The organism is Polaromonas sp. CG_9.11, from assembly GCF_015752225.1.
In the GTDB taxonomy this organism is placed as follows: domain Bacteria; phylum Pseudomonadota; class Gammaproteobacteria; order Burkholderiales; family Burkholderiaceae_C; genus Polaromonas.
Window position 1 is genome coordinate 37,943 of sequence record NZ_JADOVE010000023.1, and the last position, 25,769, is coordinate 63,711.

A 25,769-nucleotide genomic window follows, 5' to 3' on the forward strand; every position below is an offset into this window, starting at 1 on the left:
CGCAAATAAAGTGCGCACAGGCTGCTGATCTCGGGGAAGACATACCCGAACTCACGACACAATATGCTGAATTAAATTATTTTTTCGGATTTTTATGCTTGATTCGGTTGACTTGCGCATTATTGATGCCTTGCAGCGCGACGGTGGACTGACCAACGTGGAGCTGGCGCGGCAGGTCCACCTGTCGCCTTCGCCTTGTCTGGCGCGCGTCAAGGCGCTGAAGGACCACGGCGTCATAGAGCGCTACGTGGCACTGGTGAACGCCGCAGCCCTGGGCATTGGCCTGAACGTTTTTATTTCCATCAGCCTCACAAGCCAGAGCAAGGCCGCGCTGGCCGAGTTCGAGAAACGCATTGCAGAGCATGACGAGGTCATGGAATGCTATTTGATGAGCGGCGACAGCGATTACCTGATCCGCGTGGCCATCACCGACATTGCCGCCCTGGAGAAATTCATCGTGGAACAGCTCACGCCGATCCCGGGCATCGAAAAGATACGCTCCAGTTTTGCGCTCAAGCAGGTGCGCTACAAAACGGCGCTGCCCCTGCCTGTGCAGGGTCGGCCGCGTTGATGTACGACCACGACCACGATTTTTAAACGCGCCTGAGCGTTGCAAGCAGCGCAAGGCGCCGAATGTAACGTCCGGTGAAAAACCCTTGCAGTCGCCCCCGCCAGCGCCATCTGCCCTGGATGCGGGTCCATCAGGAGCCGATCAGCAAGGAGGTTGATTGCCATGTTGAAACGCTTGACCCTGCTTTGGACTGTTTTGCGTGGCGACGCGCGGCAGTTGTGTTTTGCGCTGCGCCACCCGGACGCGCCAGGCTGGCTGAAATGGGGCACGGCGCTGATTGCGCTGTATCTCTTTTCGCCCATCGACCTGATTCCCGACGTGCTGCCGGTGATCGGCCTGGTCGACGACCTGGTGCTGGTGCCGCTGGCGATTCGCTGGCTGCTCAAGCGCCTGCCGCCTGCGATTGCACAGGCAGCAGCCAGTCGCCGCGCCGGCTGAACCTTGCGTGGGCGCCGTAGCCGGTTAAAACGGAATCTGCTTGACGGAAAATCACAGCGGGCAAGGAATCCAGCATGCTTGCTACGGTATTAATAGCTGTATACGCATATGCAGCATGCGCAAATGACCTGTTTGATGACTAAACCGGCTTTTACTACTCTGAACGAATGCGCTACAGCGTGCGAAGGGTTTGCAGGTTGCCTGATGCCACGGCCCTGAAACCTGCCGAAATCCGTGCGTCCTGCGCGGCGGTTTGCCAGAAGGCCATCGCCAGTTCCCTGGCCGGCACCCACTGGTCGAGCGTCGCGGCGCTGGGTTGCAGCGGGCGGGCGGCAAAATCGCGCGCCACCAGTTCGCCGCCCACCGGCGCGTACAGCATGGGCAGCATGTCGTAGGTGGGTGACAGCCGCCAGTCGTCGTCGTCGAGCAGCAGGGAAATGTTGCCGTAATGGCGGTCGGTGTTGGCAATCAGCACGCCGTAGGCTTCCAGAAAGCGCAGGTGCGCCGCGTCCTGCGGCCGCAACAGCGACCGTGCTTCCATGCGGCGGGCGGTGGCGGCCCAGTTGTCTTCCTCGCCGACGTATTGCGCGTCATAGACTTGCAGCGACACCATGCCGATGCGCCCGGCGGGCGTGCGGTCAAAGCGCTCGGATTCCAGAAACAAGCGGTTGCCGATGAAAAACACGTGCGTGCGGGCGGCGGGCAGGCCCGCACTGGCCAGCGTTTGCAGCGCCAGGTGCTCGCACACCAGCAGGTCGCGGGTGCGCTGGTCCACGTCGGAATCGCCTGCGGGCGAGAATTTGACGATCACCGAACGGCCATCGACAAGCGTGCAGAACTTGGGCTGCTCGCCACCGGCTGACGAACCGGGCAGCGCGCCCAGCATGGCCTGCTGCGCCAGGCGCGGGTAGTCGGCGCTGGAGGCCGCCCGCGAGGCGCGCTCGCCCAGCGTGTGAAAGCGCTCGAAGGCCGGTTCGCCCACGATCAGGTTGCCCGGCAGGTCGTCGCCAAAGCTGACCAGCGCCTTGAGCGTGTCGTCGGCGCTCCAGTGGCGCGGATCGGCCGCCAGCCCCAGGGCAGGGTGGCTGTGGGCAAAGGTGCGGCCCATGAAGCCTTGCGGGCGCATGTCGTCGAGAAACCAGGGCAGGCCGGCGTGCAGCTCGCTCACGCCATCGGCCTCATCCACCCAAAAGCGCCCGCCCGCCAGCGGCACGATGCGGCCAAACGGCGTGACCTGCCCGCGCGCATCGACGCGCATCACCGGCAACTGGCTCCCCGCACCCGGAATGCGGCGCGGCAGCAGGTAGCGCCGCGCCCGCGCCGCGCCGGTCTGGCGAACATCGCCTGCCGCCAGCAGGGGCGCGAGTGCGCGCGACACGGTCGATTGGCTGACGCTTAGGCGCGCCTGCAATTCAATGCTGGTGGCCACACCGCCTTGCACGCGCAGGGCCGCCAGCAGGGCGTCATTCAGCGCGTGGGTTGCCATGGGAGGGAATGATGAATAGATTTATGCATGAATAATTTCAGCCATAATCATAAGTAAATTCACGATTTTTCTCATTATTAAGAATAGATACTTTCAAAAAATACAGGGAAAATTCTGCGCAAAAAAAAGCGCCCGAAGGCGCATTTTTGATAAAAGCGAAGCGGGTTTACTTCGACACGACCCGCGCCATTTCCAGGCACTTGTTTGAATAGCCCCATTCGTTGTCGTACCAGGCGACGATCTTCACGAAGGTGCCGTCCAGCGCAATGCTGGCGTCGGCGTCAAAAATCGAGGTGCGGGTGTCGCCCCGGAAGTCGGTCGCCACAACCTTGTCTTCGGTGTAGCCCAGCACGCCCTTGAGCGCGCCTTCGCTTTGTGCCTTCATCTCGGCGCAGATTTCCTTCAGCGTCGCTTCGCTGCTCAGCTCGCAGGTCAGGTCAACCACCGACACGTCAGACGTGGGCACGCGGAATGACATGCCGGTGAGCTTCTTGTTCAGCTCGGGGATGACGACGCCGACGGCCTTGGCGGCACCGGTGCTCGAAGGAATGATGTTTTCCAGAATGCCGCGACCGCCGCGCCAGTCCTTGTTGCTCGGGCCATCGACGGTTTTTTGCGTGGCGGTGGTGGCATGCACCGTGGTCATCAGGCCGCGCTTGATGCCCCATTTGTCGTTCAGCACCTTGGCGATGGGCGCCAGGCAGTTGGTGGTGCAGCTGGCGTTGCTGATGATCGCCTGGCCGGCATAGGTGGCGTCGTTCACGCCGAAGACGAACATCGGCGTGTCGTCTTTCGACGGGGCCGAGAAGATGACCTTCTTGGCACCGGCGGCGAGGTGCTTTTCGCCAGCCGCCTTGTCCAGGAACAGGCCGGTGGCTTCCAGCACCACGTCGGCGCCAACTTCGTCCCACTTCAGGTTCAGCGGGTCGCGTTCCTGCGTCAGGCGGATGCGCTTGCCGTTGACGATCAGCGTGTTGCCTTCGACCGAAACCTCGCCCTTGAAGCGGCCATGCACCGAGTCGTACTGCAGCATGTAAGCCAGGTAGTCCGGCTCCAGCAGGTCGTTGATGGCGACAATTTCAATGTCGCTGAAGTTTTGAACAGCGGCGCGCAACACGTTGCGGCCGATGCGGCCGAAGCCGTTGATACCCATCTTGATCGTCATTTTCCTTAGCTCCTGTAGTTAATAATTCAATCGCCAGACAGCAGTTGCTGTTTTGGCCATCCATCGTTGCCGCTCATTGAGTTGAGTGCGTGTCCATTCCCGCCAGCCAAAACCGCTGGAGAGCTTGTACCCACTTTTCAAATATTCAATTTTTTTATCAATGATCTGTTTGCGTTCAATCTTTCGATTGGCCGCAGCCTCAAGCAAGGTGTAGTTTCCCAACCTGTAAATATCGACGCCAGGCTCCGGAAAAACAGCCAGCCAGGCTTCGTCAGGATTTTCAGGCAGTATGTGCTCAACGGTTGCGCCGTCACTCCGATAAGAGCGGCTGTTTCCACTCAGCTGGTTCTCAATCGCAAACAGCACATAGCGAACCAATTCGCGATTGTTAGGCGTTGGAATTTTGGCCAAGGCAAAGTCGGCCTCAAACTGCTCATCAGAAACATAGAGCAGTCGCAGACTTGCAAACAACTGCGCTGGCGTCGTGATCGCACCGCTGCGCACCTTGCGGGCCGCCTCAACATATTCGCGTTCCATGGGCTGCGTATTGAGCTTGCCAATCACGATATACCGAAAGGAAATCACGGCGCATATCCGGAGCACAGCCACAAACTCATCCCGCATGTGGTGCCAGGCGGCAAAAAGCAGCGGATAGCATTGCGTCACGCCAAAAAGGTCAATTTCGCCAACAAATTTTCGCGCTGCAGGGACTTCGAGCCATAGCTCGTCATCTGGATTACGAAGCGCTGAATAAAGCACTGAAACCGTTTCCAGCTCGTCAAGCAGCATCAGTGCATCGTCATGCTTCTTGACCGACTCACGAATCTCTTTGAACAGCCTTGGGGGCCTTGTTACACCATGGTGAGAATTCCAGTAATGCCGCAGCAGTCTGGGAAATTCTTTTTCACGATTGGTGGTGATTCGAATCCACTGGTCTTCCGCCACATCAATGGCATGTTCGTCATGGCCAAACCGGGAAAACAAATAATTTTTCAGCAGATCGGTCACCGTCAGCTGGGTGCCTCGCGCATTGAGCGTCTCAAACACCGTGTAGGCATCCATCTCATCGCTCACCAGAATCTGGATAAAGAGCAATTTGTCAGATGCAGCATCGAGCAGATGGCTCAGGCCTGCGGCGTCATGGCCGGCCTGGAATCGGGCTTGCAACTGGCTCACAAAATAACTGAAAGCGCGCCACATCAGCCTTTCCGACTCGCGCAGCCGGTTGACAGAAACGGGCTTGCGAAGCTGCAGCAGCGTGCTTCTGAAAAATGCACCGTCGTTGCGGTTCAATTCAAGCCGGCTGGTTTCCATTAAAGAGGCAGCATCTTTGGCCCGTAAGAAGCGGCCCCGAAAAAGTTGCGCCCGCTCTTTGTTGGCTTCAGGCTCATGGCCTTCTTCCGCCCATGATTCAAAACATTTCACGGCAGCCAAAACCAATAGCGTGAGCGTGACCAAGCGCTGCTGTCCATCAATGACCTCAAAGTGCTTTCGCGTTTCATGCGTCTTGAGAACGATAGAGCCCATGTAGTGCTCTTTGTCGTTTTCAGCAGAGGCAATCAGGTCTTGCCACAACTCCTCCCACTGGTCTTCGTCCCATTTGTAGTTCCGCTGGAATCGTGGAACCGCAAAGGTTCGCCCATTGGTGAACAACTCGCCAAAAGTTGGCGTAGCGGTGTTTAACAGCAGGGATGAAGCCATGATGGTGTGGATGTGACCTGGAGCTTACTTTTTACGCAGCACCTTGCGCACGGTCGCCACCACATTTTCCGGCGTGAAGCCGAAATGCTTGAACAGCACGCCAGCCGGGGCCGACTCGCCGAAGGTGTCGATGCCGATGACGGCGGCGCAGCCGTATTTCCACCAGCCGTCGGTCACGCCCATTTCCACCGCAATGCGGGGAATGCCTTCAGGCAGGATTTTCGACTTGTAGGCCGCGTCCTGGCGGTCAAAGGTGGTGGTACTGGGCATGGACACGACGCGTACGGCTATCTTTTGCGTAGCAAGCAGTTCCTGCGCCTTCAGCGCCAGCTGCACTTCGGAGCCGGTGGCAATGATGACGGCCTGGGCTTTTTTCTTCAGGCCGACTTCTGCCGGCTCGGCCAGCACGTAGGCGCCCTTGCTGATCTGGCCGACATCGTCTTTCGGCGCGTAGGGCAGGTTCTGGCGGCTCAGCAGCAAGGCCGTCGGCCGGGTCTTGTTTTCCAGCGCCACGGCCCAAGCCACGGCGGTCTCGGCGGTGTCGCCCGGACGCCAGACGTCCAGGTTCGGAATCAGGCGCAGGCTGGCGGCGTGTTCGATCGACTGGTGCGTCGGGCCGTCTTCGCCCAGACCGATCGAGTCGTGGGTGAACACATGCACCACGCGCAGCTTCATCAGCGCGGCCATGCGGATGGCGTTGCGCGAGTAGTCGCTGAACGTGAGGAACGTACCGCCGTAGGGAATGAAGCCGCCATGCAGCGCCACGCCATTCATGATCGCGGCCATGCCGAATTCGCGCACGCCGTAGTTGATGTGGCGGCCGCCGACCAGGCTGCCGTTGGCCGCTTCCACCTGCACCACGTCGCCGTTGGCGTCAAAGCGCAGGCTGGGTGTTGCCTTGGTGTTGGTCAGGTTGGAGCCGGTCAGGTCGGCCGAGCCGCCCAGCAGTTCGGGCAGGCCAGCGGTGAACGATTCCAGTGCCAGTTGCGAGGCCTTGCGCGACGCCACGGTTTCGGCCCTGGTGTGCGCACCCACGACGGTATCGACGGCCAGTTGTGAAAAGCTTTTTGGCAGCTCGCCCTGCATGCGGCGAAGAAACTCGGCGGCCAGTTCGGGATGGGCCTTGGTGTAGGCGGCGAACTTCTTGTCCCAGGCCGCTTCATGCTTGCCGCCCCGGGCCTTGGCGTCCCAGGCCGCATAGGTTTCCTTGGGCAGGTCAAACGGCGTGTGCGGCCAGTTCAGCGCGGTGCGGGTCAGACCGATTTCCTCGGCGCCCAGCGGTTCGCCGTGGGCCTTGGCGGTGTTGGCGCGGTTTGGCGAGCCCTTGCCGATATGCGTCTTGCAGACGATCAGCGTCGGCTTGTCGGTGCTGCTGCGGGCGCTGGCAATGGCGGCCGACACGGCAGCGGCATCATGGCCGTCCACCGCGTCGATCACGTTCCAGCCGCAGGCGGCAAAACGCATCGGCGTGTTGTCGATGAACCAGGGCGCGACCTGGCCGTCGATGGAAATGCCGTTGTCGTCGTACAGCGCAATCAGCTTGTTCAGGCGCCAGGCGCCGGCCAGCGCGATGGCCTCGTGGCTGACGCCTTCCATCAGGCAACCGTCGCCCAGGAACACATAGGTGTGGTGGTCGACGATGCTGTGGTCGGTCTTGCCGTTGGAGCGGTTGAATTCCTTGGCCAGCAACTTTTCAGCCAGCGCCATGCCGACGGCATTGGTCAGGCCCTGGCCGAGCGGACCGGTGGTGGTCTCGATGCCGGGCGTCACGTCGACTTCGGGGTGGCCGGGGGTCTTGCTGTGCAGCTGGCGGAAGTTCTTCAGCTCGTCGATGGGCAGCTGGTAGCCGGTCAGGTGCAGCACCGAATAGATCAGCATCGACGCATGGCCGTTGCTCAGCACGAAGCGGTCGCGGTTCGTCCAGTGCGGGTTGGCGGGGTTGTGCCTGAGGTGGTCGCCCCAGAGCGCCACGGCCATGTCGGCCATGCCCATGGGGGCGCCGGGGTGACCAGAGTTGGCTTGTTGTACGGCGTCCATTGCAAGTGCGCGGATCGCATTCGCCATCATTTCGTTTTTGGCCATCAGGCTTTAGCTCCGGAAGTATCGATCGTCAAGGTAATCCGGCATTTTAACGGCCGCTGCGCTGACCGCCCCTTGGCGCCGCTTTCTGCAGCGCCGCAACAACGGCGGCAGCAAATGCCCTAAAGTCGTGTTCATGCAAACCAAGCCCTTCTGTGCCTGCCTTTCCTTCTGCCACGCCCACCGGCCATTCAGGCGGTGCAGATGAGCCCGCCGATCCCGGCCATGATCCTGGCTGCCGGGCGCGGCGAGCGCATGCGCCCGCTGACCGACGACTGCCCGAAGCCGCTGCTGCGGGTAGCGGGCAAGGCGCTGATCGACTGGCATGTCGATGCGCTAACACGCGGAGGTTTTCACGAACTGGTCGTCAACACCGCCTGGCTGGGCGAACAAATTTCAAGCCATTTAGGCCTTTTGCGCACTACCAGCGGGCACGAGCAGCTATCAATTTCATACTCGAAAGAAGGCGATGATTTTGGCTATGCGCTGGAAACCGCCGGCGGCATTGCGCGCGCGCTGCCAATGCTGGGCGAGGTGTTCTGGCTGCTGGCCGCCGATGTGTTCGTGCCCGGTTTTGAATTCACGCCAGAGGCCGTCAGCCGTTTCATCGCCGGCGGCAAGCTGGCCCACCTGTGGCTGGTGCCCAATCCGCCGCAGCACCCGGGCGGCGATTTCGGCCTGGGCGCGGACGGCCTGGCGCGCAACCTGCCCGCCGGCGATGCCGCGCCGCGTTACACCTACAGCACCATCGGCCTGTACCGGCGCGCGCTGTTCGACCCCCTGCCCTTCGGCAATTCGCCAGGGCTGGCGGTCGCGCTGGCGCCGCTGCTGCGCGAGGCCATGGACCGCCAGCAAGTCAGCGCCGAGCTGTACCTGGGTGCCTGGACCGATGTCGGCACACCCGAGCGACTGGCCGAACTGAACCAAAATTTTCCGAACTGAAAGCATCCCGCCCCATGAGCACCCTGTTGAATCCTTCTGCCGTCTACGCCAAACGCCGCGCCGCCATTGGCCGCGCCTTGACCAAGGCCGGCGGCGGCGTCGCCGTGCTGCCGACGGCGCCCGAGATGCCGCGCAACCGCGACAGCGACTTTCCTTACCGCCACGACAGCTATTTTTACTACCTGACCGGCTTCAGCGAGCCCGGCGCCTGGCTGGTGATCGAAGCCAGCGGAAAAGCCATTACAAGCACGCTGTTTTGTCGACCCAAGGACCTGGAGCGTGAAATCTGGGACGGCATCCGGCTTGGCCCCGAAGCGGCGCCCGCGCAACTCGGTGTCGATGCGGCCTTCAGCGCGGACATGCTCGACGAGAAAATGCCCGAGCTGCTGGCAAACCAGAACGCCGTGTGGTTTCCCTTCGCCACCCACAAGGGCCTGGAAACACAGGTCGATGGCTGGCTGAACCAGGTGCGCGCCCGCGTGCGCTTGGGTGCCGAATGCCCGCAAAGCCAGCACGACCTGTGCAAATTGCTCGACGAGATGCGGCTGGTCAAGGACGCGCATGAAATCGCCATCTTGCGGCGTGCCGGTGCCATCTCGGCCGGCGCCCATGTGCGCGCCATGCAGACCTCGGCGGCCATGCTGCGCGCCGGGAAAAATGGCGTGACAGGCGGCCTGCGTGAATACCACCTCGAAGCCGAACTGCTGCACGAATTCCGCCGCCACGGCTCCGAATTCCCGGCCTACACCAGCATCGTCGCCGCCGGCGCCAACGCCTGCGTGCTGCATTACCGCGCCGGCAACGCCGAACTGAAACCCGGCCAGCTGTGCCTGATCGACGCCGGCTGCGAACTCGAAGGCTACGCCAGCGACATCACCCGCACCTTTCCGGCCGATGGAAAATTCACCCCGGCGCAGCGCATCCTCTACGACATCGTGCAGGCCTCGCAGGAAGCGGCCATCGACGCCACGCGGCCGGGCAACCGCTTCATCGACCCGCACAACGCCGCCACGCGCGTGCTGGTCGAAGGCATGCTGGACACCGGCCTGCTGGCCCGGGCCAAACACGGCAGCGTCGATGACGTGCTCGAATCGGGCGCTTACCGCCAGTTCTACATGCACCGCACCGGCCACTGGATGGGCATGGACGTGCACGACTGCGGCGACTACACCGAGCCCGGCAGCCAGCCCCAGCCCGAAAAAGACGCCTTGGGCCAGATGGTCATGCGCAAGCCGTCGCGCCTCCTCCAGCCCGGCATGGTGCTGACCATCGAGCCGGGCCTCTACGTGCGACCGGCCAAGGGCGTGCCGAAGAAATTCTGGGACATCGGCATCCGCATCGAGGACGATGCGCTGGTCACTGCCCAAGGCTGCGAGCTGATGACGCGCGGCGTGCCGGTGAAAGCCGACGAGATCGAGGCCCTGATGCGCGGCTGACCCGGGCGTGGCGCCGGGCTGGCGTGGCGCGGCCCTAAAATCGGCCATGAAATTTTTTATCCGCGCCTTTTTTAAAACCCTGCGCACCGTCCTTGGCCCGGTGATGCTGCTCAAGGAAAACCTCACCCGACCCAAGGGCGTGGTGCGCATCCAGGCCGCGCAGGACAAGGTCAACCGGCAATGCAAGTCGCTGACGCTGTACCAGTACAAGACCTGCCCGTTCTGCATCAAGGTGCGACAGGAAATGAGCCGCCTGTCGCTGAACATCCAGCGCATTGACGCCCAGCCCGAAGGCCCGGACCGGCAGGCCTTGCTCAAGGGCGGTGGCCAGACCAAGGTGCCCTGCCTGAAAATCACCGACAAGGCCGGCCGGAGCGAATGGCTCTATGACTCGGACCAGATCATTGCGTATCTGCGCGGGCGGTTTGTGGCGCCCTGAGGGCGGGCCTCAACCCAGAACCTGCTTGGCCCACTTTGGCAGACGCGTCACCAGGCGCTGGGTTTGCTGCCCCCGGCACACCGCCACGCGCACCGGCGGACTGACCTTGTCCGCATCATCGCTGGCACCACCGGTGTCGTAAAGCAGCGCCAGGTCAGCCAGCCGCACGGCCCGCGCCAAGTGTAAAAGGGTACGGGGATAGCGGGCCAAAATGCGTTCGGTGGGCACTGTGTGGCCACCCTCCGCCACACGCTGGCGCACCCGGGCCAGCAGGCGTTGCGGATCATCCATGCAGACCACCAGCAATACGACGACAAAACCGCAGCGCTGGGCGTTTTCAATCAGCGCCAGTTTGGATTCGTGGGAAAACACGGTTTCACTGGCAAACGACTGCCCTGCTTCCAGCAACGCGGCACGCCGTCCGTCAGCCCACTCACGCGCCTTCTCCGAGCGCAGTTGCGGGTTGTCCAGGTGCGCCAGATGAGCGGCCTCAAACAAGTCGGCATTGACGAATTCCGCCTCAGCCGGAATCAAGCCTTCGGCGACAGCGGCCCGGAACAAAGTGGACTTGCCGGCACCGTTCGGGCCCGCCAGCAGATAGAAAACGGCCTGTGCCACCCTCAGGCGGCTTTCTTCAGGCCTGCGGCTTTGGCACGGTTGCCCCCCACGACCTGCCGAACCCGGTCAGCCAGGCAGCCGCTTTCATCGGCGGCATTGAACCGTGCCTCGATGGCATCCAGCACCCGGTCCAGGGGGACCTTGCCTGCTGCCGCCTCATACCCCTCGATCGCCGCCTGCGCTTCCTGCGCCGTCAGGCCGGAATGCTCGACGATGCGGCCGAGCGTGGCCCAGTATTCGACCTGGCCGGCGACGGAACGACGCAAGGGCTGGGCCGCCTCGCGCGCTTGCTGAACCAGTGCGGCAGGAAGCTTGACAGATGAAAAACCGCTGGAAAGTGATGCCATGAAAATCTCCTGATTGGCGCATTTTGCGCCAATCAGGACCAAGCCACAAGAGTGAATCAATCCGGCGGGCGTGGTGTACCGGCTGGTCAACAGGAACGCAGTTTGGCAACTGACATCGACGGGCCGGCAAGTGCCAGCCCACTGGCGAAATTCAGGTGAGGCAGAGGAAGGGCGCAATACCCTTCAGGGCCGGGTGACCGCTCCCAAGCGGATTCACTGGCCGCTGATGAAAGCCTACGCCGCCAAGCGCTGAGAACCCACAGATTCCTGCGCCTGGCTCGGCCATATTGGAAAGGCTGATCCCCTGGAACAAAAAGAGCATTGCCATGAACCCTTCCCCGCCCGAACCGGTTATTGTCATGGGCGCTTCGGCAGGCGGCGTGCATGCGATCCTTGAACTGGCCCCTGCCCTGCCGCGCGACTTTCCAGCACCCATCCTGTTTGTGCAGCACATTGGCGCGCACCGCAGTGAACTGTGGAAACTGGTCAACGCGCGCGGTCCAAACGCGGCGGTCACCGCGTCTGAGGGGGACGTGCCCCGGCCTGGCACCATCTATATCGCTCCGCCAGACCAGCACATGCTGCTTGACGGCCACGTCATCCGGCTGTCGCGCGGCCCCAAGGAACACCATGCGCGGCCGGCCATCGACCCGCTGTTCCGCTCGGCGGCGCTGAACTACGGCCCGCGCGCCATCGGGGTGGTGCTGACCGGCATGCTCGACGATGGCAGTGACGGCCTGCGCGCCATCAAGGACTGCGGCGGCACGGCCGTGGTCCAGGACCCGGCCGATGCCCATGCGCCCAGCATGCCCCGAAGCGCCCTGGCGTGCGTCTATGCGGACCACGTGGTGCCGCTGGCGGCGCTGGGGCCACTGCTCTACGACCTGGCCAGCCGTGCGGCGGTGGTGGACGGCGCCACCGGCATGCCGGTATCGCCTGCCGCGCTTCGCTGGGAGCATGCGGTCAGCCTGGGGGTCAATGGGATGGAAAACCTCAAGGCCATGTCCAGCCCGTCGCCCTTCACATGCCCCGATTGCGGCGGCGTGCTGTTCGAGCTGGACGGCACGCGCCGGGTGCGTTTGCGCTGCCATGCCGGCCATGCGTTCAGCCTGCGCAGCCTGGCCCACTTGCGGGAAGAAAGGTCCGACGCGGCCCTGTGGACCAGCCTGCGGGTGCTGCCGTAAAAGGACGCCGTCCTGCGGCGACTGGCGCAGGCCCAACACGCTGCCAGGCCGCAAAGCGTGCAAGCCGCGCTGCGTCAGGCGGATGCGATTGCGCATGGGTGCAGCGCGGTTCGCAGGCTGACCCAACCTGCGCCTGGCGCCAAGTGTCTGGGCTGAGTTGGCAGCCGGCTGTGCGCGTTGCCGTCCTACGCCAGCTTGCGCAGCCGCCGATAGCCAGGCATGGCAGACCGAATAAGCTGACTGCCAGCACCGGCAACCCGCCGGCACAACGCAAGGAGTCTTCCGATGAGCACTGTTTCCGACGTCATGACCCGTGATCCGCGCAGCCTGCGCCCGACCGACACCGTCCTGCTGGCCGCCCAGGCCATGGAGGAGTTGAACGTGGGCGTGATTCCGGTTTGCGACGGCGAGCGGCTGGTGGGCATGGTGACGGACCGCGACATCGTGGTGCGCGGCGTGGCCCAGGGACTCGATGCCGGCACCGCGACACTGGCCGAGGTGATGAGCAGCCATGTGCGCACCGCCCGGGAAGACGATGACCTGGACGACATCCTTGGGACAATGGGCATGAGCCAGATTCGCCGCATGCCGGTGGTCGACGAACAAAACCGGCTGATCGGCATTGTGTCGCTTGGCGACATTGCCGCCAAAGGGCCGGACGGCGACGTGGACGTCGCCAACTCGCTGGGGGACATTTCATCGCCCGCCGAACCGGACCGCGCCAGCCCCTGATGCGTGGCCACAGGCAACGGGTGTCGTGCTCTTGAAAACATAGCTGTATATGCGCGTACAGTCTGCGCAAAAGCCTTGTTTGTCCTAAAAATCAGTGCTTATTCGCCATTCCAGCCCCGCCAGGCGGGCCAAGGATTTGCGAAAAAACAGGCGACTCGTTCCGGGGCCACAACATGGCCTGGCAGCGCAGTGACCGACCGGCCAGGGGCGCAAGCGCAGGCAAACCCGTGACTCGGCACGAACAGGGGCCAGCCGGGGTGGGTACCTTGAACAAAATTGCCATCGGGAAGCCCTCTTCCCGCCCGGTCCCGGACGGAAAGGCACAAGCAGGCTGCATTCGTCAAGCGCGGCGGGCCGGCAGCCCTTCAATCACGTTGCGTGCATCACGCTTTCAAGCGGTGCCAGCCCTGGGGGCGATGCGCTTTTCCATGCCGCAAAACGAGCTGGCTGCCGAGAAGCGTTCAAGCCGGCGCATCTGAGTCCATTTCCAAATCATTCCGAGATTAGGCGCCAAGCCGCACACAGTGCTGCAGCACGGCAAGGCGAAGCAGCGACATATCGGCATGATGTAGAAATGGAATGACAATGATTTTGCAGGCAACAAAGGGCGCACGCTTTGCCTATCGCCTGCTTAGGAAAAGCAAATGGCCGAATTGATAGTTTTTGTTTACCATTAAAGCCATACGAATTAGTAAAAACTATTAAATAGCAGGCGTTTCACCATGAACACACCACACCCCGACATCAAGACCCTGGCCAATCTGGAAGCCGCCTTTGCCGGCGAGTCCATGGACCCACATCAAGTACCGTTATTTCGCCAAGCTGGCGCGCGAAGCCGGTGACGAGGACACGGCAACAACCTTTGAAGCCACGGCCGACCAGGAAGTCATGCATGCGTTTGGCCACCTTGACCTGCTCTACCCCAAGGCCTCCATGACGCCGGCCAGGGCGCTGCAGATTGCGATTGACGGCGAGACTTACGAATATTCCGAGATGTACCCCGGCTTTCGCGCCACGGCCGAAGCCGAAGGAAACGCCGCCGCCGTCGCCGAGATGGACGAGCAGATCGAAGAATCGAAAGTGCATGCCGCGCAGTTCAGGGCGACGCTGGAAAAAGCGCAAAAGCGTTTTGCCGCGCTGGCCAGGGTCGAAGAGCGCCACGCCCGGCATTACCAGGCGCAGCTCGACAAAGTCAACGCACAGCCAGCGTAACGCCATTCACTACTTTTTTGATAGCTGTTTGCGAACGTCCCTATTGCGCAAACAGCCTTTTTCATCACCAAAATCGAAAGAATCCCCATGAAAACCTACCTCTGCATCGTTTGCGGTTTTATCTACGACGAAGCCGCCGGCTGCCCCGAAGACGGCATTGCCCCCGGCACGCGCTGGGCCGATGTGCCCGAAAGCTGGGCCTGCCCGGAATGCGGGGTGGCCAAGGCCGATTTTGAAGCGGTCGAGATTTAAATTCCGACCTGACGACCTTGTGTTTTTTTGATTGCATTCGAGGAGTTCCCCATGGCCAAGTTTGCCCGTGACAATTTGCCCACGCTGAAGAAAACCGCCACCTATTACCTGTTGCACGTCACGGTGGCGGCGCTGGTGGCCTATGCGGTGACCGGCAACTTTCTGCTGTCACTGACGCTCAGCCTGCTGGAGCCGACGGTGCAGGCGTTTGCCTTTTTCTTCCATGAAAAAGCCTGGCAACGCTGGGGCCGCAAGGCCAGGTCCGCGACTGCGCTGGCAGGCGCTTCGGCATGACAAATACCGTGGTTGTCATAGGCGCCGGCCTGGCAGGCTGGACCACGGTGCGCGAGTTCCGCAAGCGCGACAGCGCCACACCGGTGACCTTGATCACCGGCGACAGCGGCGACTTTTACGCCAAGCCGTCGCTGTCCAACGCCTTTGCACAGGGCCGACTGCCGGCCCAGCTCATCAGCACGCCGGCCGCCAAAATGGCCGAAACACTGGGCGTCACCCTGGTGGCGCACACCCGTGTCCAGGCGCTGGATGCCGCAACCCAGACTGTCGTGACCCGCGCAGGCCGCATCGCCTTTCGCGACCTGGTGCTGGCCACCGGCGCGCAGCCGATTCGCGTGCCGGTTGAAGGCGATGCGGCAGACCGGGTGCTCAGCGTCAATTCGCTGGACGACTTTGCGGCGCTGCATGCGCAGTTGCAAGCCGGCAGCGGCAGCGACCGCCCGGTGCTCATCATGGGCGCGGGCCTGATCGGCTGCGAGTTTGCCAACGACCTGGCCAGCGCCGGTTTTCGCGTCAGCGTGGTGGACCCGGGCATGCGCCCGCTGGCCGCCCTGCTGCCCGAGGCGGCCAGCGCCGAATTGCGCCAGGCCCTGGAAGCACTGGGCGTGACGTTTCACTTTGGCGTCACCGTGCGCAGCGTTGACGCGGCCGAAAACGCTGGCAGTTTGCAGGTTTTATTGTCAAATGGGCTGCTGGCGCATGCTGACTGTGTGCTGAGCGCTATCGGTTTAAGAGCAGACACGCGTCTGGCGAAGGCCGCCGGGCTGGCGGTCGAGCGCGGCATCGTGGTGAACTGCCAGCTCCAGACCAGCGCGGCGCACATTCATGCGCTGGGCGACTGCGCGCAGTATGCGCACGGCGTCACCCTGCCCTACGTCATGCCCATCATGACGGCGGCCCGGGCGCTGGCGGCCACGCTGGCCGGAACGCCGAGCGACGCGGTGTTTGCGCTGATGCCGGTGTCGGTCAAAACCCCGGCCCTGCCGCTGGTGGTGGCCCCGCCCAAGCCGGGAACGGCCGGCCAGTGGCATGCGCCGGAAACGGGCCTCTGGCAGTGGCTGGACGAGGCCGGCGTGCAGCGCGGTTTTGTGCTGTCGGGCAGCCGCACCGCGCAGCGCATGGCCGAATCAAGACGCGTGGTCTTGTAGCCAGCGCTGGTGCGCAAAGGGGCCTCAGGCCTGGACCGTGCGCAGTTCTGTTTCCACCGCCTGGTGGCTCTGCAGCATGGTGACCGAAGGCTGGCCCAGGCGGCTGACCACCACGGTGACCAGCCAGGCCAGGATGAAGCCGGGAACGATTTCATACAGACCGAACCAGCCGGCCTGCTTCCAGACCACCACTGTCACCGCGCCCACCACAATGCCGGCCAGCGCGCCGTTGCGCGTCATGTGCGACCAGAACAGCGACAGGATGATGACCGGGCCAAAGGCCGCGCCAAAACCTGCCCAGGCGTAGCTGACCATGCCCAGCACCTTGGCTTCAGGGTCGCTGGCGATGCCGATGGCGACCAGCGCAATGGCCATCACCATGGCCCGGCCAACCCACACCAGTTCGGTCTGGCCGGCGTTCTTGCGCAGGAAGGTGCGGTAGATGTCTTCGGTCAGCGCGCTGGAGCAGACCAGCAACTGGCACGACAGCGTGCTCATCACGGCGCCCAAAATGGCGGCCAGCAGCACGCCGGCGATCCACGGGTTGAACAGCTGCTTGGCCAGCTCGATGAACACGGTTTCGGAGTTGGCGTTGACGGCCGCCGCGCCTTCGGGATGTGCCAGGAAGTAGGGAATGCCGATGAAGCCGACCGCCACCGCACCGAACAGGCACAGGATCATCCAGGTCATGCTGATGCGGCGCGCGGCCGGAATGGTGGCCACCGATTCAGCGGCCATGAAGCGCACCAGGATGTGCGGCTGGCCAAAGTAACCCAGCCCCCAGGCCAGCAGCGACACGATGCCGACAAATGAAGCGCCCTGCATCATGTCCAGCTTGGCCGGCTCCATCAGGTCGGCAATGGTTTGCGTGGGCTGCAGCCCGCCGGTGACGGCAAGGTAGGCCACGACCGGCGCCACGATCAGCGCGGTGATCATCAGCGACGCCTGGATGGTGTCGGTCCAGCTCACGGCCAGAAAGCCGCCGATGAACACATAGGCGATGGTGCAGGCAGCGCCCACCCACAGTGCGGTCTGGTAAGGCAGGCCGAACATGTTCTCGAACAGCCTGGCGCCGGCCACCACACCCGAGGCACAGTACACGGTGAAGAACACCAGAATCACGACCGTTGTCAAAATGCGCAGCAGGTTGGCCTTGTCCTCAAAGCGGTTGGCGAAGTAGTCGGGCAGGGTCAGCGCATTGCCGGCCCGTTCGGTGTACAGCCGCAGCCGCGCGGCCACAAAACGCCAGTTCAGGTAGGCGCCCATGATCAGGCCAACGCCGATCCAGGCTTCGCTCAGGCCTGACAAATAAATCGCGCCCGGCAAGCCCAGCAGCAGCCAGCCGCTCATGTCGGACGCGCCGGCCGACAGGGCAGTGACAAAGCTGCCCAGGCTGCGGCCGCCCAGGATGTAGTCGTCGAGGTTGTCGGTGGCGCGGTAGCCCAGAAAGCCGATGAACAGCATGCCAAACAGGTAGATGCCAAAGGTGATGACGGTGGGATCCGTGAAGTTCATGAAGGTCTCCTCAAAGCGGGATGTGATGAATCAAAAAATGAGCGCGGTCCCTGCCGGTAGGCAGATGGCGCCGGGCCGCCCCGGGGTAGCAGGGCGGCCGTCGTGGAGAAAAAGTGCTGCGAAAAAAGTAACCGGACGAAGGTTGCGCTCAACCCATGGTCATGAGTTGCGCGTTGCCGCCGGCGGCAGCCGTGTTGGTGCTGATGCTTTGCTCATGCATCAGCGCGCTCACGTCATACACGGCACCGGCGGCCAGTTGCGCCGACGTCAGGTTTTCAACCCGCACGATGGCGCCAGGGTGCTCGGCAATGCGCGGCAGCAAGGCCTGCAAGGCGTCGCCGTCGCCCTCGAACACCAGGGCGCTCAACTGCGTGTCGCCCATCAATTGCCCGGCGCTTCGGGTTTGGACAAAGGCCTGCACCTCGGCCGGCAGCGCAGCCAGCGCCAGCGCCACGGGGCTCTTGGCCGCAGGCGTTTCCAGCCAGCACGGGTTGCCGCTGGCCAGTGCGGCCGCGACCTGCTGCACCAGGCCAAGCGCGGTTTGCGGCACGGCCCAGACAGCGCCGCGCGGCAGCAGCCGGTAACGGTTTGACTCCCCGGTCGGGCCGGGCAAGGTGAACCACTGGCCCAGCACGCTGCTGGCGCGGTAGGCGTTGCAGGCGGTTTCGGCACGGGCCGCGTCACCGCGGGTCTGCCAGCCGTCGAGCGCTAAAAATACCGGGCCTTTCAGCGCTTCGCCCAGGATTTGCAAGGCCCGCAAGGCAGGCAGGTCGGCCGGATTTGGCAGGGCAACCGGCGCTGCGCTGCGGCTCACCGGCATCGCCGGCAGCGCGGCCAGCGCCTGGTTGCCCTGCGCCGGGCCGGCCTGCAGCAGGCGGTAGAGGTACAGCGGGCCGCCCGCCTTGGGGCCGGTACCGGACAGCCCCATGCCGCCAAAAGGCTGCACGCCCACCACCGCGCCAATCACGTTGCGGTTGACGTAGAGGTTGCCGGCCTGCACTTTTTGCGTCACCTGGGCAATGGTTTCGTCGATGCGGCTGTGTACGCCAAAGGTCAGGCCATAGCCGGTGGCGTTGAGCGCATCGAGCACCTTGCCCAGTTGGTCGCGGCGGTAGCGCAGCACATGCAGCACCGGGCCGAAGACTTCGCGCTGCAGACGCTCGATGCTGTCGATCTCGATCAGCGCAGGCATCACGAAATGCCCCTGAGCCGCACTTTCGTCGCGCCCCATGCGGGTGACGGGCTGGCCTTCGGCCTGCATCTGCGCAATGTGCTGCTCGATCTGGGCGCGGGCGTCCTCGTCAATCACCGGGCCGACGTCGGTGTGCATGCGGTCGGGGTTGCCCATGACCCATTCGCGCATGGCGTGCTTGACCATGTCCACCACGCGCTCGGCACCGTCTTCCTGCAAGCACAGCAGGCGCAATGCCGAACAGCGCTGGCCGGCTGAATCGAAAGCCGACGACAGCACGTCGCCCACCAGTTGCTCTGCCAGTGCCGACGAGTCGGCCACCAGCGCGTTCTGGCCGCCGGTTTCGGCGATCAGCGCAATCGGGCGGCCCTGCGGGCTCAGGCGTTTGGCCAGCGTCTGTGCAATCAGGCGCGACACCTCGGTCGAGCCGGTGAACATCACGCCGGCCACCTGGCGGTGCGCCACCAGCGCGGCGCCCACGGTGTCGCCAGTGCCGGGCACCAGCTGCACGGCATCGACCGGCACGCCGGCTTCATGCAGGATCTTGACCATCACATCGGCCACCAGCGGCGTCTGCTCGGCCGGTTTGGCCAGCGCGCAGTTGCCACTGGCCAGCGCGGCGGCCACCTGGCCGGTGAAGATGGCCAGCGGGAAGTTCCACGGGCTGATGCACAGCACCACGCCGAGCGGGCGGTGCGAGTCGTTGTCAAAGGTGGCGGCCACCTGGGCGGCGTAATAACGCAGGAAGTCCACCGCCTCGCGCACCTCGGCAATCGCGTTGGGCAGCGACTTGCCGGCTTCCCGCACGATCAGGCCGAGCAGGCTTTGCGTGCGCTGCTCCAGCAGGTCGGCGGCGCGGTTCAGGCAGGCGGCACGCGCCAAAGGCGGCGTGCCGTGCCAGATTTGCGCGGCGCGGGCGGCGCGGCTGACGGCCAGCTCGACATCCTGCGACGTGGCCGGAAGCACCCAGCCGACCTGATCGCGCGTGTCGGCCGGGTTCAGCACCGGCTGCCAGCCATCGGCTGCGGCGCTATCAAAATTGAAGCTGGATACGTCCGCTCCGCCTGCACAAGCGGCATAAATTCCTTGCGTGCTGCGCAGCAGGCCGGCGGCAAGCGACGCCAGCTGCTGCTCATGCGCCAGGTTCAGGCCCGACGAGTTCAGCCGCGACTGCGCGCCCAGGTCAGCAAACATCTGGCGCGGCAGCACAATTTTCGGGTGCGGCGCGCCCAAACGGCCGGTTTCATGCTCGATCTGACGCACTTCGGCCACCGGGTCCACCACCAGTTCGGCCACCGGCACGTTGGCGTCGCCAATGCGGTTGACAAACGAGGTGTTGGCGCCGTTTTCCAGCAGGCGGCGCACCAGGTAGGCCAGCAGCGTTTCGTGCGTGCCGACCGGCGCGTAAATGCGGCACGGCCGCGCCAGTTTGCCGTCGGCCACGCTACCCGTGACCTGGTCGTACAGCGGCTCGCCCATGCCGTGCAGGCACTGGAATTCGTACTGGCCGCTGTAGTAGTTGTTGCCGGCCATGTGGTAAATGCTGGCGACGGTCTGCGCGTTGTGGGTGGCAAACTGCGGATAGACCGCGTCGGGCGCGGCCAGCAGCTTGCGCGCGCAGGCCAGATACGACACGTCGGTGTGCACCTTGCGCGTGTACACCGGGTAGCCGTCCAGGCCATCGAGCTGGGCGCGCTTGATCTCGCTGTCCCAATAGGCGCCCTTGACCAGCCGGATCATCAGCCGGTGGCTGCTCCGGCGTCCCAAATCGATCAAATGGTCGATCACATAGGGGCAGCGCTTCAGGTAAGCCTGCACCACAAAACCGATACCGTTCCAGCCCTTGAGCGACGGCTCGAAGCACAGGCTTTCCAGCAGGTCCAGCGACAACTCCAGCCGGTCGGCCTCTTCGGCGTCGATGTTCAGGCCGATGTCGTACTGGCGCGCCAGCAACGCCAGCTGAAGCAGGCGCGGCAGCAACTCGCCCATCACGCGGCCCTGCTGGGCCCGGCTGTAGCGCGGGTGCAGCGCCGACAGCTTGACCGAAATGCCCGGTCCTTCATGAATGCCGCGCCCGTGCGAGGCCTTGCCGATGGCGTGAATCGCCTGTTCGTAAGACGCCAGGTAGCGCTCGGCATCCTGCTCGGTGATGGCGGCTTCGCCCAGCATGTCGTAGGAATAGCGAAAGCCGGCTTTTTCCAGCGCCCGGCTGTTGGCCAGCGCTTCGGAGATGGTCTGGCCGGTCACGAACTGCTCGCCCATGAGTTTCATGGCGCGGTGCACGCCCTGGCGGATCAGCGGCTCGCCGCCCTTGCCGATCAGCCGGGTCAGCGACGCGCCCAGGCTTTTTTCGCTGCTGGTCGAGGTCAGCTTGCCGGTCAGCATCAGGCCCCAGACGGCGGCGTTGACGAACATCGACGGCGAGTTGCCCAGGTGCGCATGCCAGTCGCCACGGCTGATCTTGTCGCGGATCAGCGCGTCGCGGGTGGCGTTGTCCGGAATGCGCAGCAGCGCCTCGGCCAGGCACATCAGCGCCACGCCTTCCTGGCTGGACAGCGAAAATTCCTGCACCAGCGCTTCGACGCCACCGGTGTCTTGTCTGCCGCGCAGGCCTTCCACGAGGCGGGTGGCGACGGCTTCGATGGCCGCGCGCTGCGTGGCATCGGAGGTGTGCGCCAGCTGCACCAGCAGCGGCAGGCATTCCTCCTCGGGCCGGTGCCAAGCGGCAGTGATCGCGGCGCGCAGGTCAGTCTGCGGCAACACGTTTTGTGCCCAGTCGAGGAAGGGCTGGACGGGATGCGTCACGCTGGTCTGCAAGCCCAGCTCATCGGCCTCGTCAGGCTCAGCCATCTCGGCCAGACCGGTTGCACCTGAAGTTGTACTTAGGGGCGACAGACCCCGTTCGATGCTTTCGACATACTGCAAGACCGCTTGCTTGATCAGCCAGTGCGGCGCCCGGCCCTGCTGGGCAGCGGCCTCCCGAATGCGGGTTCGAAGCGTTTCATCAACTTTGAGGCCGAGCGTGACTGTAGACATGGGTTGCACCTTTTTTACCAAGTAAGTGCAACCAATTTTATGCAAGGTGCAACCCGAACGGAATCCGGGTTAACCCTTTTATTTTGCGCATCGGGAATGGGAGAAGCGCCACCCCAAAGGACGATGATCTGTGCGAACAAGTCAAAAGCCCTGCGCTCTGGATTGCGGTTTTCCACACGGGCTCGGTAATTTGTGCGGCCTACAATCGAAAACCGTACAAAAAAGAGCTGACGGCCGCACTGACCGTCCTAGCTGGAGACTTATCGATGTCCATACCATCTGCTGCGACGCCCCACGATCTCGAAACCGAGCGCAATGACAAGCGCGCTGAACTGCGTCGTGCCGCGCTCGAATACCACGAGTTCCCCGCGCCCGGCAAGATCGCTATTTGCGCCACCAAACAGTTGACCAACCAGCACGACCTGGCGCTGGCTTATTCGCCTGGCGTCGCCGCGCCCTGCGAGGAAATCGTCAAGGACCCGAACGCCGCCTTCAAATACACCAGCCGGGGCAACCTGGTCGCCGTGATCACCAACGGCACGGCCGTGCTGGGCCTGGGCGACATCGGCCCGCTGGCGTCCAAGCCGGTGATGGAAGGCAAAGCCGTGCTGTTCAAGAAGTTCGCTGGCGTCGATGTGTTCGACATCGAGATCGACGAAAAAGACCCGGTCAAGCTGGTCGAGATCATTGCCTCGCTCGAACCCACCTTTGGCGCCATCAACCTCGAAGACATCAAGGCGCCCGACTGCTTTTATGTCGAGCGCGAGCTGCGCAAGCGCATGAAGATTCCGGTGTTTCACGACGACCAGCACGGCACCGCCATCACCGTCGGCGCGGCCATGCTCAACGCCATGAAAGTGGCTGGCAAGGACCCGAAAACGGTCAAGCTGGTGACGTCCGGCGCCGGGGCTGCCGCGCTGGCTTGCCTGGGCCTGCTGCTCAAGCTTGGCATTCCGCGCGAAAACGTCTACGTGACCGACCTGGCCGGTGTGGTGTACGAAGGCCGCACCGAACTGATGGACGAGGACAAGATCCAGTTTGCCCAGCCCACGGCGGCGCGCACACTGGGAGAGATCATCGAAGGCGCCGACATTTTCCTGGGCCTCTCGGCCGGCGGCGTGCTGAAAAAAGACATGGTCGCCAAGATGGCGGCACGGCCCATCATTTTTGCACTGGCCAATCCAAATCCGGAGATATCGCCTGAAGACGTCAAGTCCGTGCGCGATGACGCCATCATCGCCACCGGACGCACCGATTACCCGAACCAGGTCAACAACGTCCTGTGCTTCCCGTATATCTTTCGCGGGGCGCTGGACGCCGGTGCCTCGACCATCACCATCGAGATGGAAATCGCCGCGGTTCATGCCATTGCCGAACTGGCGCAAGCCGAACAGAGCGAAGTGGTGGCGGCGGCCTATGTTGGCGAAAAACTGTCTTTCGGCCCGGAATACCTGATTCCCAAGCCGTTTGATCCGCGCTTGATGATGAAGATTGCGCCCGCGGTGGCGAAAGCTGCGGCCGACAGCGGCGTTGCCCTGCGGCCGATCCAGAACATGGATGCCTACCGCGAACGGCTGCAGAGCTTTGTGTATGCCTCCGGCACGATCATGAAGCCGATCTTCACCGCCGCCAAGGCCGCCAGCCGCAAGCGCATCGCCTATGCCGAAGGCGAGGAAGAGCGCGTGCTGCGCGCCTGCCAGATCGTGGTCGACGAAGGCCTGGCCCGGCCAACGCTGATTGGCCGCCCGGCGATCATTGCCCAGCGGATTGAAAAGTTCGGCCTGCGCCTGAAGGAAGAGCTTGATTACGACGTGGTCAATGTCGAGCAAGACCACCGCTACCGCGACTTCTGGCAAACCTACCACCGCATGACCGAGCGCAGCGGCGTGACCGTGCAGATGGCCAAGATCGAGATGCGCCGCAGGCTCACCTTGATCGCCGGCATGCTGCTGCACAAGGGCGATGTCGATGGCCTGATTTGCGGCACCTGGGGAACGACGGCGCATCACCTGGCCTATCTGGACCAGGTGATTGGCAAGCGCCAAGGCGTCAACACCTACGCCTGCATGAACGGCCTGATGCTGCCGGGCCGGCAGGTGTTTTTGCTCGACACGCATGTGAATTACGACCCGACGGCCGAGCAGCTTGCGGAAATCACCACCATGGCCGCCGAGGAAATGATGCGTTTCGGCATCAAGCCCAAGGCCGCACTGCTGTCCCATTCGAATTTTGGCTCGTCCAGCCACCCGAGCGCGCTGAAAATGCGCCGCACGCTGGACCTGCTGCGCGAGCAGACGCCGTGGCTGGAAGTCGATGGCGAAATGCATGGCGACGTGGCACTGGACGCCAAAGCCCGCAAGCTCATCATGCCCAACAGCACGCTGAATGGCGAAGCCAACCTGCTGGTTCTGCCCAATATTGATGCGGCCAATATTTCCTATAACCTGCTCAAGACCGCTGCCGGCGGCAACATTGCCATTGGCCCGGTGCTGCTGGGCGCCAACAAGCCGATGCATATCCTGACGCCCACCGCCACGGTGCGCCGCATCGTCAACATGACGGCTCTCACAGTGGCCGACGCCAACGCCGCGCGGTAGGCCAGTTCCTTTAAGACGACAGCAACTTCAGAGGGCTTTATAGCCCTCTTTTTAATGCCTAAAATTTCAGCAATCGCTTGCCTTTTCTTTCGGCATGCGGCAAACTACTCCTCTTGAAATTTAAGGGTTAACCCGGAAACCTGGCAGGGTAACGCTGGATTCAAGAAAGGTATTTTTCATGCGGAGGAATTGCTTCGAACGCTGGCGTCAAGCTGGCTTGGCGATGCTGCTGGCGGTTTCGGCCGGCGCAGTTGTGCATCCTGGTGCGGCCCTTGCCAGAAACACGGCCTCGCCGGCAGTTGCCGACACCGTTGCGCTTGCCCAGTTGCCTCCCCAGGGGCGCAGCATGCTGATGCTGATTCACCAGGGCGGACCCTTCAGGCATGACAAGGACGGCGTGGTGTTTGGCAACCGGGAACGGCTGCTTCCGTCCAATGTTCGCGCTTACTACCGTGAATATACCGTCAGGACCCCTGGAGAGCGCAGCCGCGGAGCCCGTCGCATCGTGTGTGGTGGCTTGCAAACCGCAGCGCCCGATGCCTGTTTTTACACCGACGATCACTATGCGAGTTTTCGCAAAATCGTTCATTAACCAGGACTGTGGTTGTTATTTTGACTTTAGACCTAAGAGAAAGAGAAGCGAAGATGGATACACCACTTCGTAAGGACGACGAAACACCTTTGAAGGGCATCCGGCCCAACATTGTGCAGTCCATACGCGCCTTCCGCGTGCCCGAGTTGCAGGAAGCGGCCACGAAGTTGAACCAGCATTTTCTGTATGCCAACCTGGGCAATGCCCAGAGCAAGCAGGACATCCTGGACATGATCGCGGCCCAGTACACCTTTCCGGCGCATTTCGGCAAGAACTTCGATGCCCTGTACGACTGTATGACCGACCTGGTGCACAAGTCAGGCCCGCAGCCCGGCTTCATCGTCGTGCTGGAACAGATTCCCGCGCACGCCAAGTTTGACAAGGAAGCGCGTGAGCAACTGCTCGACATCTTCAGGGATGCAGCCGACTACTGGGCGGATCGCAAGATACCGTTCCGGTGCTTCTATTCTTTTCTGTAGCCCGCTCCCCAGACATTGGCCAAGGGGATCGGGCGAATCAGGCCCAGCAAGTCGTTGCAGAAGGTGATGAACCGATGCCGACCGACAAACTTCTCGACGTATCGCCACTGGCGCTGCGCATGAGCAGTCCTTTCAACGCAAGCTACTGGCTTGCAGCAGCCTGAACACCGATTCAGGCAGACAATAAAAAAACCCGCAGGCTGCGGGTTTTTTTATGACTCGCGGATTCAAGAACAAACTGCATCGTTAAGGAAACGGGTGGGCCAAGGGCATATAGCATGCGTCCTTCAGACCAGCCAGTCGAAAGAAACGCG

General features: G+C 62.9%; 23 protein-coding genes. 15 read left to right on the forward strand and 8 right to left on the reverse strand.

Annotated features, from left to right (window positions below):
* The first annotated feature begins 94 nt into the window (after positions 1-94).
* Positions 95-571 carry an Lrp/AsnC family transcriptional regulator gene (locus IWX85_RS17090; protein ID WP_036807714.1) on the forward strand — a complete coding sequence of 159 codons (477 nt, stop codon included), beginning with the start codon at positions 95-97 and terminating at the stop codon, positions 569-571.
* Positions 572-733: 162 nt separating this feature from the next.
* On the forward strand, positions 734-1,009 hold the full coding sequence (locus tag IWX85_RS17095) for a YkvA family protein (RefSeq protein ID WP_196870520.1): 276 nt from the start codon (positions 734-736) through the stop codon (positions 1,007-1,009).
* 172 nt (positions 1,010-1,181) lie between these two features.
* Here IWX85_RS17095 and yjjJ read toward each other — a convergent pair whose 3' ends face one another.
* The 4 genes from yjjJ to tkt all read right to left on the reverse strand — a co-directional run bounded on the left by yjjJ (position 1,182) and on the right by tkt (position 7,443).
* Positions 1,182-2,495, reverse strand: a complete 1,314-nt coding sequence (gene yjjJ, locus IWX85_RS17100) for a type II toxin-antitoxin system HipA family toxin YjjJ (RefSeq protein WP_196870521.1) — start codon at positions 2,493-2,495, stop codon at positions 1,182-1,184.
* A 166-nt stretch (positions 2,496-2,661) separates the two neighbouring features.
* The gene (gap, locus tag IWX85_RS17105) at positions 2,662-3,660 is read right to left on the reverse strand and encodes a type I glyceraldehyde-3-phosphate dehydrogenase (RefSeq protein ID WP_036807705.1); all 999 of its coding nucleotides are present in this window, start codon (positions 3,658-3,660) and stop codon (positions 2,662-2,664) included.
* Between the two features lie 18 nt (positions 3,661-3,678).
* A complete protein-coding gene (locus IWX85_RS17110) occupies positions 3,679-5,361 on the reverse strand; it encodes a DUF262 domain-containing protein (protein WP_196870522.1) in 1,683 nt (560 codons plus the stop codon).
* Positions 5,362-5,385: 24 nt separating this feature from the next.
* On the reverse strand, positions 5,386-7,443 hold the full coding sequence (tkt, locus tag IWX85_RS17115; protein ID WP_196870523.1) for a transketolase: 2,058 nt from the start codon (positions 7,441-7,443) through the stop codon (positions 5,386-5,388).
* Positions 7,444-7,644: 201 nt separating this feature from the next.
* Between tkt and IWX85_RS17120 the strand changes: the two genes are divergently transcribed.
* From IWX85_RS17120 to IWX85_RS17130, 3 genes are read left to right on the forward strand one after another with little or no spacing between them, the layout of a single operon-like run.
* Entirely contained in the window at positions 7,645-8,382 is a 738-nt protein-coding gene (locus tag IWX85_RS17120) for a nucleotidyltransferase family protein (RefSeq protein WP_196870524.1), read from the forward strand.
* Positions 8,383-8,396: 14 nt separating this feature from the next.
* Complete coding sequence (locus tag IWX85_RS17125; RefSeq protein ID WP_196870525.1) at positions 8,397-9,818, forward strand: aminopeptidase P N-terminal domain-containing protein; 1,422 nt, start codon at positions 8,397-8,399, stop codon at positions 9,816-9,818.
* 46 nt (positions 9,819-9,864) lie between these two features.
* Entirely contained in the window at positions 9,865-10,257 is a 393-nt protein-coding gene (locus IWX85_RS17130; RefSeq protein WP_196870526.1) for a glutathione S-transferase N-terminal domain-containing protein, read from the forward strand.
* A gap of 9 nt (positions 10,258-10,266) precedes the next feature.
* On the opposite strand, the gene IWX85_RS17135 is transcribed toward IWX85_RS17130, so the two are convergent.
* Both IWX85_RS17135 and IWX85_RS17140 read right to left on the reverse strand, forming a co-directional pair.
* A complete protein-coding gene (locus IWX85_RS17135; RefSeq protein WP_370584319.1) occupies positions 10,267-10,875 on the reverse strand; it encodes an AAA family ATPase in 609 nt (202 codons plus the stop codon).
* A 2-nt stretch (positions 10,876-10,877) separates the two neighbouring features.
* The gene (locus tag IWX85_RS17140) at positions 10,878-11,222 is read right to left on the reverse strand and encodes a hypothetical protein (RefSeq protein ID WP_196870527.1); all 345 of its coding nucleotides are present in this window, start codon (positions 11,220-11,222) and stop codon (positions 10,878-10,880) included.
* 326 nt (positions 11,223-11,548) lie between these two features.
* On the opposite strand from IWX85_RS17140, the gene IWX85_RS17145 reads away from it, so the two are divergent.
* From IWX85_RS17145 to IWX85_RS17175, 7 genes are all read left to right on the forward strand, one after another.
* A complete protein-coding gene (locus IWX85_RS17145; protein ID WP_196870528.1) occupies positions 11,549-12,406 on the forward strand; it encodes a chemotaxis protein CheB in 858 nt (285 codons plus the stop codon).
* 285 nt (positions 12,407-12,691) lie between these two features.
* Positions 12,692-13,138, forward strand: a complete 447-nt coding sequence (locus tag IWX85_RS17150; protein WP_036807687.1) for a CBS domain-containing protein — start codon at positions 12,692-12,694, stop codon at positions 13,136-13,138.
* Positions 13,139-13,404: 266 nt separating this feature from the next.
* On the forward strand, positions 13,405-13,617 hold the full coding sequence (locus tag IWX85_RS17155) for a hypothetical protein (RefSeq protein ID WP_196870529.1): 213 nt from the start codon (positions 13,405-13,407) through the stop codon (positions 13,615-13,617).
* 295 nt (positions 13,618-13,912) lie between these two features.
* Complete coding sequence (locus IWX85_RS17160; RefSeq protein WP_231379898.1) at positions 13,913-14,350, forward strand: ferritin family protein; 438 nt, start codon at positions 13,913-13,915, stop codon at positions 14,348-14,350.
* Positions 14,351-14,437: 87 nt separating this feature from the next.
* Positions 14,438-14,602 (forward strand): rubredoxin, encoded by a 165-nt coding sequence (locus tag IWX85_RS17165; protein WP_196870530.1) that lies wholly within the window; start codon positions 14,438-14,440, stop codon positions 14,600-14,602.
* 51 nt (positions 14,603-14,653) lie between these two features.
* Positions 14,654-14,896 (forward strand): DUF2061 domain-containing protein, encoded by a 243-nt coding sequence (locus IWX85_RS17170; protein ID WP_036807675.1) that lies wholly within the window; start codon positions 14,654-14,656, stop codon positions 14,894-14,896.
* A complete protein-coding gene (locus IWX85_RS17175; RefSeq protein WP_196870531.1) occupies positions 14,893-16,044 on the forward strand; it encodes an FAD-dependent oxidoreductase in 1,152 nt (383 codons plus the stop codon). The genes IWX85_RS17170 and IWX85_RS17175 overlap by 4 nt, the downstream gene beginning before the upstream one ends.
* A gap of 24 nt (positions 16,045-16,068) precedes the next feature.
* Here the strand turns inward: IWX85_RS17175 and putP are convergent, their stop codons facing one another.
* Together putP and putA are read right to left on the reverse strand one after the other, a co-directional pair.
* A complete protein-coding gene (putP, locus tag IWX85_RS17180) occupies positions 16,069-17,559 on the reverse strand; it encodes a sodium/proline symporter PutP (protein ID WP_196870532.1) in 1,491 nt (496 codons plus the stop codon).
* Positions 17,560-17,707: 148 nt separating this feature from the next.
* The gene (gene putA / locus IWX85_RS17185; protein ID WP_196870533.1) at positions 17,708-21,787 is read right to left on the reverse strand and encodes a trifunctional transcriptional regulator/proline dehydrogenase/L-glutamate gamma-semialdehyde dehydrogenase; all 4,080 of its coding nucleotides are present in this window, start codon (positions 21,785-21,787) and stop codon (positions 17,708-17,710) included.
* A 266-nt stretch (positions 21,788-22,053) separates the two neighbouring features.
* On the opposite strand from putA, the gene IWX85_RS17190 reads away from it, so the two are divergent.
* The 3 genes from IWX85_RS17190 (at position 22,054) to IWX85_RS17200 (ending at position 25,455) form a co-directional block, all read left to right on the forward strand.
* Positions 22,054-24,384: an NADP-dependent malic enzyme gene (locus IWX85_RS17190; RefSeq protein ID WP_051984184.1), complete on the forward strand. Its 2,331-nt coding sequence runs from the start codon at positions 22,054-22,056 to the stop codon at positions 24,382-24,384.
* Between the two features lie 178 nt (positions 24,385-24,562).
* Positions 24,563-24,976 carry a ribonuclease domain-containing protein gene (locus IWX85_RS17195; RefSeq protein WP_196870534.1) on the forward strand — a complete coding sequence of 138 codons (414 nt, stop codon included), beginning with the start codon at positions 24,563-24,565 and terminating at the stop codon, positions 24,974-24,976.
* Between the two features lie 53 nt (positions 24,977-25,029).
* Complete coding sequence (locus IWX85_RS17200) at positions 25,030-25,455, forward strand: barstar family protein (RefSeq protein WP_029527011.1); 426 nt, start codon at positions 25,030-25,032, stop codon at positions 25,453-25,455.
* Positions 25,456-25,769: the final 314 nt, after the last annotated feature.